13 protein-coding genes and 1 pseudogene are annotated in these 9977 nt (G+C 42.0%); 9 read left to right on the top strand and 5 right to left on the bottom strand.

Translation table 11 applies throughout. The features are described 5' to 3' along the window. Nucleotides 1-274 (bottom strand): transposase (locus EHT25_RS26400; RefSeq protein ID WP_185731502.1); only part of this gene is annotated, 274 nt, incomplete at its 3' end. A gap of 231 nt (nt 275-505) precedes the next feature. Here EHT25_RS26400 and EHT25_RS26395 point away from each other — a divergent pair. The 7 genes from EHT25_RS26395 to EHT25_RS26365 all read left to right on the top strand — a co-directional run bounded on the left by EHT25_RS26395 (nt 506) and on the right by EHT25_RS26365 (nt 6489). Continuing rightward, entirely contained in the window at nt 506-3085 is a 2580-nt protein-coding gene (locus EHT25_RS26395) for a T9SS type B sorting domain-containing protein (protein WP_124878282.1), read from the top strand. Nucleotides 3086-3140: 55 nt separating this feature from the next. Continuing rightward, a complete protein-coding gene (locus tag EHT25_RS26390; protein WP_124878280.1) occupies nt 3141-3359 on the top strand; it encodes a hypothetical protein in 219 nt (72 codons plus the stop codon). Nucleotides 3360-3510: 151 nt separating this feature from the next. Continuing rightward, nucleotides 3511-3756 carry a tyrosine-type recombinase/integrase gene (locus EHT25_RS33525; RefSeq protein WP_124878278.1) on the top strand — a complete coding sequence of 82 codons (246 nt, stop codon included), beginning with the start codon at nt 3511-3513 and terminating at the stop codon, nt 3754-3756. Between the two features lie 309 nt (nt 3757-4065). Further along, complete coding sequence (locus tag EHT25_RS26380) at nt 4066-4359, top strand: helix-turn-helix transcriptional regulator (RefSeq protein ID WP_124878276.1); 294 nt, start codon at nt 4066-4068, stop codon at nt 4357-4359. A gap of 164 nt (nt 4360-4523) precedes the next feature. Next, nucleotides 4524-5429, top strand: a complete 906-nt coding sequence (locus EHT25_RS26375) for a response regulator transcription factor (RefSeq protein ID WP_229311801.1) — start codon at nt 4524-4526, stop codon at nt 5427-5429. Beyond that, nucleotides 5426-6037, top strand: coding sequence for a hypothetical protein (locus EHT25_RS26370; RefSeq protein ID WP_124878274.1), 612 nt, complete (start codon nt 5426-5428; stop codon nt 6035-6037). Before EHT25_RS26375 ends, EHT25_RS26370 begins: the two co-directional genes overlap by 4 nt. A gap of 107 nt (nt 6038-6144) precedes the next feature. Next, nucleotides 6145-6489 (top strand): hypothetical protein, encoded by a 345-nt coding sequence (locus tag EHT25_RS26365; RefSeq protein ID WP_124878272.1) that lies wholly within the window; start codon nt 6145-6147, stop codon nt 6487-6489. Between the two features lie 12 nt (nt 6490-6501). On the opposite strand, the pseudogene EHT25_RS26360 reads toward EHT25_RS26365, so the two are convergent. Then, nucleotides 6502-7642: pseudogene (locus EHT25_RS26360) on the bottom strand (IS3 family transposase). 278 nt (nt 7643-7920) lie between these two features. Here EHT25_RS26360 and EHT25_RS26355 point away from each other — a divergent pair. Beyond that, complete coding sequence (locus EHT25_RS26355) at nt 7921-8316, top strand: LytR/AlgR family response regulator transcription factor (protein ID WP_124878270.1); 396 nt, start codon at nt 7921-7923, stop codon at nt 8314-8316. Here the strand turns inward: EHT25_RS26355 and EHT25_RS33520 are convergent. After that, entirely contained in the window at nt 8307-8528 is a 222-nt protein-coding gene (locus tag EHT25_RS33520; RefSeq protein WP_124878283.1) for a helix-turn-helix domain-containing protein, read from the bottom strand. The genes EHT25_RS26355 and EHT25_RS33520 overlap by 10 nt on opposite strands. Nucleotides 8529-8701: 173 nt before the next feature. On the opposite strand from EHT25_RS33520, the gene EHT25_RS26345 reads away from it, so the two are divergent. Continuing rightward, nucleotides 8702-8968, top strand: a complete 267-nt coding sequence (locus EHT25_RS26345; RefSeq protein ID WP_124878268.1) for a hypothetical protein — start codon at nt 8702-8704, stop codon at nt 8966-8968. Between the two features lie 100 nt (nt 8969-9068). On the opposite strand, the gene EHT25_RS32820 is transcribed toward EHT25_RS26345, so the two are convergent. Further along, nucleotides 9069-9224: a hypothetical protein gene (locus tag EHT25_RS32820; RefSeq protein ID WP_185731500.1), complete on the bottom strand. Its 156-nt coding sequence runs from the start codon at nt 9222-9224 to the stop codon at nt 9069-9071. A gap of 38 nt (nt 9225-9262) precedes the next feature. After that, nucleotides 9263-9706 carry a hypothetical protein gene (locus EHT25_RS26340; RefSeq protein ID WP_124878266.1) on the bottom strand — a complete coding sequence of 148 codons (444 nt, stop codon included), beginning with the start codon at nt 9704-9706 and terminating at the stop codon, nt 9263-9265. Nucleotides 9707-9977: the final 271 nt, after the last annotated feature.

The raw sequence follows: 9977 nt of genomic DNA, 5'->3' as shown, positions 1-9977 counted from the left end.
GAACGATCAGCGGACTAAAACTGGCATCCCGGTCACGCGGCACACTAATCTCCGACTCGCCGTAACGGGTTCTGATGTTCTTCTTTCCATAACCGTTTCGCGAATTGCTGTGGGCGGTCTGCGCGTGTCTGTCGTAGCCTAAATGCCCATCCAACTCACCTTCCAACATTTTTTCGATGCCACGCTTTTGCAACTGGCCAAGAAAGTCACTGAGCGCATCGCGGCTCTTGAACTGCTTCAAAAATTCATCCGTCAACAAATCTTCGGGTCTCATAAACTGTGTTTGGTTAAAAATAAAAAATCGGGATCACAAAACCCGATTCTTCGTTTACACAGTTTTTGAGATAGTGTCCAAAAAAACACAAGGTTTAGCGCGACTCCTGTTGCATACAAGACGGGCTTGTTAATGTTTAAACAAAAACTTGATCTAAATTTAATTTGAATTCTGTGTTACTTTTTTGGTTAATGTGTATATTAATCAGTTCAATTAGACCCTATTTAACCTATGAGAATATATTTACTGCTTATCTTCATTATCTATTCGTCGCAGACTTATGCTCAAGGTAATAAAAGGGCTAATGTTTGGTATTTCGGCTATAATGCAGGCCTGGACTTTAATAAAGGCACACCGGTAGCGATTACTGACGGGGCTTTAAGCATATGGGAAGGTTGTGCAACTATTTGCGATGAAAATGGCGCTCTACTCTTTTATACTGATGGAAGCACTGCTTGGAATAAAAATCATAAGGTTATACCTAATGCGGTCAAGCTTGGGGGTAACAACTCGTCCTCTCAATCCGGAATTATTGTGCCTTATCCCGGACATTCTAATCTGTACTATATTTTTTCGGTGGACTCCCAAGGCGGCTCTGGTGGGGTGCAGTATGCCTTGGTTGATATGAATCTGAACGGTGGATTAGGTGGTATCGTTACGAAGAATAGTAGTTTATTGGGCAGATCCACTGAAAAATTAACTGCAGTGAGGCATTGTAATAACCGTGATTTCTGGGTCGTAATGCATGAAATTGATAATAATGTATTTAGAAGCTTCTTAATTGATAATAATGGCTTAAACCTTAATTACACAAAAACTGCCGTAGGAAGTATACATCAGGATAATTCTTTTGCAATTGGTTATATGAAAGCCTCACCTAATGGTAAGAAACTGGCTTTGGCAAGCTATGAAGGCTTCTTTGAAATTCTAGATTTTGATAATTCGACAGGAAAAGTCAGCGCCCCAATTACTCTCAAAAAAAAAGAATTTGATAATGCTTATAGCGTTGAATTCTCATCGAACAGCAAAATCCTCTACATGAGTCAAACTCAAAACAATCCTACTATTTATCAAATCGACTTATCATATTCGTCTGGTGTAGAAATGCTAGCTAAGATGATACCAATTGGAGCAATAAATTCAGGCTATTTCGGCGCTCTTCAAGCTGGTCCAGATGGTAAGATTTACGTAGCGATTAATGATGGTAAATATTTGGGTATAATCAATAATCCTAATGTGATAGGCCTTAAGTGCAATTTTGTTCAAAATGGGATATTTTTAGGAGGGAAAAGTAGCGGTATTGGCTTGCCCAATCTTATTACCAGCTATTTTATTGAACCAATCAAGGTAAGTATTTCGTCAAAAGTAAATTTAGCGGATTGCAACCGCGTATTGCTTGAATCAACTGTTCCTGACAGTTCGATACTAACTTATCAATGGTATAAAGATGGTCAGTTGATTCCCGGTGCACAACGAACTACTTTAGTACCAACTCAATCCGGAAAGTATCAACTGAAAGTTGAAACAAGTGATTGTGTCCCTCAGAAAGCCGAATCAAATGTAGTAGATGTAAAACTTATCGAATTAGCCCCCAAAAGCGAAGCTAAAGCCTGTGGCACGTTTTTACTTTCAGCCAATGCGAACAGTAAAGTGGAGTGGAATGGGCTTTCAATCACAGCTAGTCGAGCCATTCAAGATACTCTATTAGTCACCATAACAGGTAAATCAATATATAAAGTCAAGGCTTTCAGTAACCTCAACAACGGATGTTTTATCGAAAAGGAAATTCAACTAGACTTTAGTGCGCCAGTAAAATTTAATTTACCACAAAATGAACAGTTTGTTTGTGGTAAATCTATTGAACTAATGGCTTCTCCGTCGGGAGTTTGGAACGAATTGCGGTGGCAAATGCCAAATGGATCAATTATTAATCAGAATTCAATCAAAGCGGAGGAAACCGGGCCATACATTGTACTGGCAAAGAGCTCGTCGACCGGATGTAGTAGTCAAGATACGGTCACAGTTAATTTTGTAAATAGCCCTCCAGCTCCGACTACCAAAGATATTTCGATTTGTTCGGGAGAAAATCTACCTGCACTCACGTCCACTGGTACGGGTGTCAAATGGTATTCAGATTCTACCTTACGAACGCAGGTTGGAAGTGGCAATTCCTACTTGCCAGCTGTGCAATCAAACCGAACCGGATCATTGGTTTATTATGTAACCCAAACAATAAGTTCTTCATGTGTTAGTTCTGCGGCACGAGTTCTTTTAACTATTAAAGAAACCCCGGTCTTAAATTTGGGTAGTAACACGTATGCCGCCTGTTTTTCAGAATCACCTTCTAATAGGCTCACCCTGGACGCAGGTGACAGTCCCAACGCTAAATACAGTTGGGCGGCTTCTGATGGCCATATCTTAGGTGTAGACCGTACGTTACAGGTACAGCAGGCAGGTGAATATCTCATTAAAGTTACCAATGATCAACAGTGTTCAAAAATAGAATCTATTATCGTTGTTGAATCATGTACCCCCGTTGTGTTCGTCCCCGATGTTTTTACACCCAACGGGGACGGACTAAATGATCGGTTTGAAATAAAGGGTAAGTTTGGCACCGGGTTGGTGCTGACTATTTATGACCGGTGGGGAGAGGTGATCAATAGATCAACTTCTGGTCAGTGGGATGGCGTTTACATGGGCCAGCCATGTTCAGAAGGGTTGTACTACTGGAAGATTGAGTACACATTTGTTGATCCTGGTAATAAGCATCAGCTAATTACGAAACGTGGGCAAATCTTGCTTGCTCGATAAGACTAATACTGCTTTCAAAATTGTAACTTCTCCCCACTTCATCGTCTAATGATGGATGAAGACACTGCTACTTTATTCCGCCCTGTCCATTGCCCGGCTCAACACGCGGCCGTCGGCTGACACGACCCGTTACTATCAACCGGCACCCGTAAAGCCGCAGAAAGAGAAATTGCACCACGACACGCGGTTCAGTCGCCGATTTAGCCGGGTGGTGTGGGGATTTGTTGAAGTGGTAGGGACAGCGACCGCTGTGGTGGCGATTAAGGGGCTGTGAGGTAGCAAAGAAAAAGCCCACCGACAAAGCTTGAAACCAAACTAATTGACAGGATCAGTCACTGGCCTGCCCTGTGTGAATTGTGCGAGGTCGATCCTTTCAAGCTGGCCGGATTCGACAGGGAGTTGAAGGTTATGGTGTACGTCGTCAAATGATACAGTATTATACTGGCCAGCGCGTCGATGTCGAGAAATCACTCCATGAAATCATTTCTTCCCATATGGGCCATCACACGTTTGCGATGATCATGCTCGATCGAAAAGTCGATATTACAGATTTGAGTGATTTGATGCGTCATGGATCGATATCAACCACAATGATCTATCTAACAATTCGGGGAGAAGACAAGATCAAAGTGATGCAAAAGGCCTGGGGTAAACAATCGGCGAAAATTTAAAAGAGTATCCAATATGGAACCAACTTTTGAAGAGAAAGTCAAAGCCTTATTAGCGCGAATAGAGCAAAATACGCAAGTCGCAGCAACCAGAGCGAAGGTATTGTATGACGTCAGGGATATAGCTCTTTTGACTGGTTTTCAAAAGACAGCATCTATGATTGGATACGCGTAGGACGTTCCATAAATGGAGCAAAGAAACGAGTTTTCCTTAAACCGGCTTCCGGGCTCGATGACCGCGGCTTTCGAATATTTCCTGACGAATTGGATGATTTTCTTTCACATTTTCCACCTGCGCGAGCCTGATCATCTATGGATAAGACAATCGAAGAAGAAATGCGATCGTCGATGGCGGAACTGAAGCAACTTACCAAACAAGGTGCAATCCGATCGAAAATCCTCTATACAGTGGAGGATGTAGCTTTTCTTACAGGCTTCTCTACACTGACGATTTACGGCTGGATTCACGACGGCCGACCGATCAATTGTGGTAAAAAACGGGTACATCTGAAACCCATCGACGGTATTGCCAGGCGCGGGTTCAGAATTTTTCCGGATGAGTTAGACTTCTTTCTCTCTCACTTTTCACCAGCCAAAGCGAGTTAATGTAATTTTCTTGGAATCGGTAATTGAATTCATGACAATACTAAGCCTGTAACTGCAAAAGACATTCAGCCAATCCTATTCAGGAAATTGGATATTTACACACATTCTTTTGTAACTTACAATACATTTTTCAAACCAGCTTTTACTTACCCCTATCTTGACAAATGGATTACATGGATGAAGGGCAATTAGATAAACCTTTAAAGCCTACTACTTTTAGACGTAAGGACTTTTCCATTTTAGTAGCTCAAGCTGAATTATTTAATTGTGAAGTTATTTCTCAATTACTTAAGCAACAAGGATATAATGTTGTTGGTATGGCTATTGAAATAAAAGATACGCTCCAGCAAATTCTGACGAAACATCCGCATTGCGTTATTTTAGACTCCGAAATTTCCGGTCGAGGTAGTGTTGACATCTTTGAAAAAGCCCGTACAGATAATCCCGGGACCAAGTTCATTTTATACACAAGCAAACCGGATTTGAAAATAGTAGCGTATGCAATGCAGCGAGGTTTTTACGGTTTTTTATATGCTACCGATGGTTTAGATGAATTATATAAATGTTTTCAAATCATAAGTGGTGGTGGATATTATTACAGTCCCGGTTTTTTACTACTGTTGAAAAATTATGGTATGAATTTGATGACCGAGGAGACGAAATTGATGCTTAATCGGTTGACAAGCCGCGAGTTAGAGGTACTTCGATTAATTACGCAAGAGATACCTGGCCACGAAATCGTGGATCAATTAAGCATTAGCGACAAGGATTTGGAAAATTACAAAATCAACATTGCTCAAAAGCTTGGATTGGGGTCAACGCGAAATTTAGAAATGTTAGGGCAATTTGAGTACCAAGTAAAAAGCACAATAACTGGCCAATATGCTAAAGTTAATCTACATACGGGTTCAATTCAGGTTAAGGATGATGACAGACCATATGAAGGGATTGTAGAAAGGGAACCAATTAGTACATCAGTTCCCATTTCTGATACATCATTTGATCAAGAAGAGGCGGTTAAAGCCGAAAATGCTGTTCTTAATTACATGAATAAACATCCTCGAAAGTGAATACTGGAACTCTACCTATTTACAATAAAAGTGTATTCATTAACTGCCCTTTTGACAGCTCATTTACAGAAAATCTGCGTGCGATGTCATTTGCAATACTCGCATGTGGATTTTATCCACGGTGCGCATTAGAAGCTAATATTAATGCCAGCCATGTTCGACTGACTAAAATTCTATCACTTATCTCAGAATGTCAGTTTGGGATTCACGATATGTCACTAATAGATGTTCGATTTAATATGCCACTTGAGTTGGGCCTTTTTATTGGATGCAAAGAATTCGGAGTAGGTCATCACCAAGACAAACGGTTCATTTTTTTTGAGGGTGTGCCATACAGTTCAAAAAAGTTTTTATCAGATCTGAGTGGAATCGACCCAGTTGCTCACGAAAATAGACCGGATAAGATTATTGAATGTGTTCGCGGCTGGTTGGCAGAGCAAATTGATGATCTAGAATCTATTCCACATTCTTCATTTGTTAAGGCACAATTTAAAGAATTTAAGAAAGCATTACCTGAATTATGTCAAGAAAGGAGATGGAAAGTCAAAGAGCTTACTTTTACCGAATTCCGCTATCTTTGCCTGCCTTGGGTTGAATTCAATTTTTAGCCATTTAGGGGTAGATTAAATGGCCCTGTCCTACCGGCAATGGAAAATAAAGGCTTTCTTAAAGCCTGATCAAGGAATTCCTGACCGCTGCTACCGGATTTTTCCGGATGAACTACACCCCATTCTCTCACTCTTTCCACCAGCGTAAGCCCGATCAGCTATGGATAAGACATTCCAAGAAGAAATGCTATCGTCGATGGAGGGAATTGAAGCATCTCACAAGACAGGGGAAGATTCTTACAAAATTGCTCTACGCGGTTGAGGATGTGGCCTTTTTAACCGGTTTTTCTACACTCACCGTTTATGGCTGGATCAATCACGGCCGAAAAATTAACGGCGGAAAGAAGACCGTTTTCCTGAAACCTGCTGCCGGGTTAGCCGATCGGGGTTTCCGGATCTTCCCGGATGAACTGGACGATTTTCTCTCTAATTTCCCGCCAACCCGTGTGTAAGTACCCCTAATTTCAGACAGTAGCAATTAGAGTTTCTTCATTTTCAAGCACCCTGTTTTTCCACTCATCGGGCGTGAGATTATCCAGTGATTCATGAGGTCGTCTTAGGTTATATTCTTCCATCCAGTCGCTGGTCAATTGCCTTACTTGGTCAAGATCAAAAAATAGATACGCATCCAAAACCGCTTCCCGATATAGCCGATTGAACCGTTCAACATGTCCATTCTGCATCGGTTTGCCGGGTTGGATGTACTGAATCTCAATCCCTTCACCCTTACACCAAAGCTCAAAATCACCGGAAGTAAACTCCGGGCCATTGTCAGTTCGGATTGTCTTGGGCTTTCCCCGCTCTTTTATCACCCGTTCTAAAGTTCGAATGATTCTTTTGGCGGAAAGAGACGTGTCGACCGCGCGGGCGGCCCCGCTCGATCGCCAAAACTTCCCGCGTACAATCGTCGATAACGTTGAACGTTCGGAATTTGCGGTTGCCCACCATCGTATCACCGCACGGGCGGCCCCGTCATAAAATCCATACTCCAACTGCTATTGATGACGGTCTGTTGTTGCAGTGGATGCTTCACACGAGTTGGCAACCTGCGTTTACCTCTCCGTTTTCTATTCAGCTTGAGCAGTTTGTAAACCCTATATACTTTTTTATGATTCCATGCCTGGCCGGATCGTCGGATATAGGCAAATAGTTTCCGGAACCCATACGAAGGATGGGCAAAAGCTAAGTCTTGCAATACCTCAATCACAGCGGTATCGTCCTTCTTGGCGCTGTAATAAAATTGCGAACGTGGTAAAGATACTAGCTGACAGGCCCTGCTCACGGGAATGGCTTGCTCACGAACAATCTCTTCGGCTAATTGCCTTTTGGTGGCAGGGCCCAGCCTTTTTTTGTGAATAGCTCTTTTAGGATTTGATTATCCATCGCCAGATCGGCATACATCTTCTTGAGTCGGGCATTCTCTTCTTCGAGATCTTTCAGCCGTCTGACATCGGAAGCTTCCATCCCGCCATATTTGCTTTTCCAGTTATAGAATGTCGCTTCGGAAATGCCATGTTCGCGGCAAATTTCCTTAGTAGGGATGCCATTTTCCTGCTGCTTGAGGATCTTGACAATTTGGGATTCAGTAAATCGGGTCTTTTTCATAGGATCAGTTTAAAATTAGCATTTTTCTCTAATTCTAAACTGTCCGAATTTTAGGGACACTTACATTGAGGATGTGGCCCAGATGTTAGGACATATGGACATTAAATATGTCAGGCACTACGCCCGAATCCGCAATACCCGGCTGATTCAAAAGTTTGTGCCACTTGACACGGAGCAACAGGAAAGCATCCGTCGATTACCGGTTGAAAGCAAGCCCGAATTAGAAGCTTTGTCAGAAAACTTTTCAAACACATGGATCGCTTAGTCCCTTAATCTTCATGAATCAACTCAATCAACGTACACCCGGTCAGATTCGGCCGGGTGTACTCACAATGGCGGTCGGTGCCCATACCGACTGGGTGCTGGTCGATCAGATCGTCCGGATTCAGGGCGACGGCAACTACAGTCAGGTATATACGGTGAATGGCCGGGTTTATCTGATTGCGGTTACCTTACTCAAATTGGGGCAACGCTTACCAACCTTCCTCCGGATTCATAAATCCCACCTCATCAATCCGACTTATGTCGGTCCAATTCAGAAACGGATCAAAGCGAATACACATTTGTTATTGACGACGGGGGATGAAGTTCCCATTTCCAGGCAGTTACGCAAACATTCTGTTTTCATAGAGCACTTTATCATGGAATCTCATTTTGAAAATCGTCAAGGCTGATGAAACACCAGTAATAATCGGTTTTCAATTTCTGCCGGATCAATGCTCTTTTTTGCAAGATACTCCCGAATACTATCCACCCGATAACTGACCTTTTTTCCATCTCTGACAGGTATTATTTTACCTGCCCGTTCATACACTAATACGGTGCATGGATGAATATTTAACACCTTTGCAGCTTGACGTGGGGTTAGGCAGCGTAGAAGGTAAATAAGTCGAGCTTTACCCTGATTTCCTGCCTGTTACTTCCCAAACTGAGACCAGTGACAGGCAGATCAACTCGGTTTATTATACGAACTACAGCATGATTCCTATTTTTCATCATAATGGAATTCCCAACGTTGAAAGCACGTTACACCCTCATCATCTCTTAACCTCCACCTGCATGAAAAATCAGAAATCACACAAACAGCACATAAAGGAAGGTAATGCTGTCATTAAAGAGGCATTGCGTTATTTGCGGTCTGAGGGAATAGAAATTGACCTCGGTAGTTGGATATCGGTGAAAGAATATGTCAAACGTTTTCACCTAAAAGACGAAAGCGTGGTCAAAGACTGGGTACGCCGGGGTATCATACCGCCAGACCATGTAGATTTTGAGAAACCCAATACCATATGGGCCATTAAAGCCGTTCCTTATACTGAGCGGTGACCTGGCCACTAATACTCCTCAATCGCTTTAATCGCTTTAAGCTTTAAAATTGATCCGGAAGCATAGCTATTCTGAATGGTAATTGGTTTTACAACGTCATTCAGGTCAATGAATAAAACCAGTCACCAACCTCTTTCAAACGACTGGCGATTTCGTAATTGGTGCCGGATGTGCGGTCGTCAAACAGCTTGTAGGAACCTTCATTAAAGAGCCAGCCCAACGAATCAGTTACAGGTCGTATAATTCTTCGTTTCATTTTTCTGACGTTTATTTATCTCAATTTGAGATAAATAATTAAATATCTTGTCTCTGCCAAACTGTGCAGACTGATCCTGAAGTTTGGCGCTTCACAAAACTGTAGTGGATTGAATGTAATTCTGACATGCCACAACCTGCCGTTTTGACCTTCACAATAAACTTTGGATAATTTTTCAATATAGAATCAGGTACAACAATCGTTTCACTACCTACCAGTACTTTTTCCCGGGAAGCAGAAATGTCACTTGTAAGGGTTGTGTCATTCTGAGGGAAAATCGACCAGGTAAATTGGCTGTTACTTGGTAAACCAATGTGACCTGATCCAACTAATGTAAGCCCTTGAGTCGAATTATAGCATGTACTTTGAGGGGTTATTGTCTCGACGGGTTTGCAAGCAATGGATTCCCCTTCCTGTTGGCAACTGGCCAAAAAGCTACTCCCAACAAGGATAAAAGCGATAATGTGTCGGTAGTGAAGCATATGAAAATTTTGATGAGTGTGATTTCTATTAGACACTGAGTAACACCAAAAGGTTGTATCAACAATTCAGGCAAGTTGATGTGCCATTCGGACGTTAGTTTTATAATACCTACTAATCGTTATAAGAATTAGTAGGTTTAGCAAGTAAAAATCGCTCCTCAGCGGAGATTCAGCTATATTTAAAACAGTTTCTTTATTACGGCTTCTATATGAGTTTACTACTGACTAACTACAACTTAGATTTTGTTGAGGATAACAATGATTCCTTAGG

The organism is Larkinella rosea (assembly GCF_003858635.1).
Classification (GTDB): Bacteria; Bacteroidota; Bacteroidia; order Cytophagales; family Spirosomataceae; genus Larkinella; species Larkinella rosea.
Note: the sequence above shows the minus strand (reverse complement) of the source record. Positions and strands in the feature narration are given on the sequence as shown.

Excerpts from the sequence above, each read along its gene's own strand:
- EHT25_RS26375 (WP_229311801.1), top strand. The coding sequence starts at position 4,524 with ATGGATTACATGGATGAAGGGCAATTAGATAAACCTTTAAAGCCTACT.
- EHT25_RS26395 (WP_124878282.1), top strand. The coding sequence starts at position 506 with ATGAGAATATATTTACTGCTTATCTTCATTATCTATTCGTCGCAGACT.
- EHT25_RS26355 (WP_124878270.1), top strand. The coding sequence starts at position 7,921 with ATGAATCAACTCAATCAACGTACACCCGGTCAGATTCGGCCGGGTGTA.
- EHT25_RS26365 (WP_124878272.1), top strand. The coding sequence starts at position 6,145 with ATGAACTACACCCCATTCTCTCACTCTTTCCACCAGCGTAAGCCCGAT.
- EHT25_RS26340 (WP_124878266.1), bottom strand. The coding sequence starts at position 9,706 with ATGCTTCACTACCGACACATTATCGCTTTTATCCTTGTTGGGAGTAGC.
- EHT25_RS26380 (WP_124878276.1), top strand. The coding sequence starts at position 4,066 with ATGGATAAGACAATCGAAGAAGAAATGCGATCGTCGATGGCGGAACTG.
- EHT25_RS32820 (WP_185731500.1), bottom strand. The coding sequence starts at position 9,224 with ATGAAACGAAGAATTATACGACCTGTAACTGATTCGTTGGGCTGGCTC.
- EHT25_RS26345 (WP_124878268.1), top strand. The coding sequence starts at position 8,702 with ATGAAAAATCAGAAATCACACAAACAGCACATAAAGGAAGGTAATGCT.
- EHT25_RS33525 (WP_124878278.1), top strand. The coding sequence starts at position 3,511 with ATGATACAGTATTATACTGGCCAGCGCGTCGATGTCGAGAAATCACTC.
- EHT25_RS26390 (WP_124878280.1), top strand. The coding sequence starts at position 3,141 with ATGAAGACACTGCTACTTTATTCCGCCCTGTCCATTGCCCGGCTCAAC.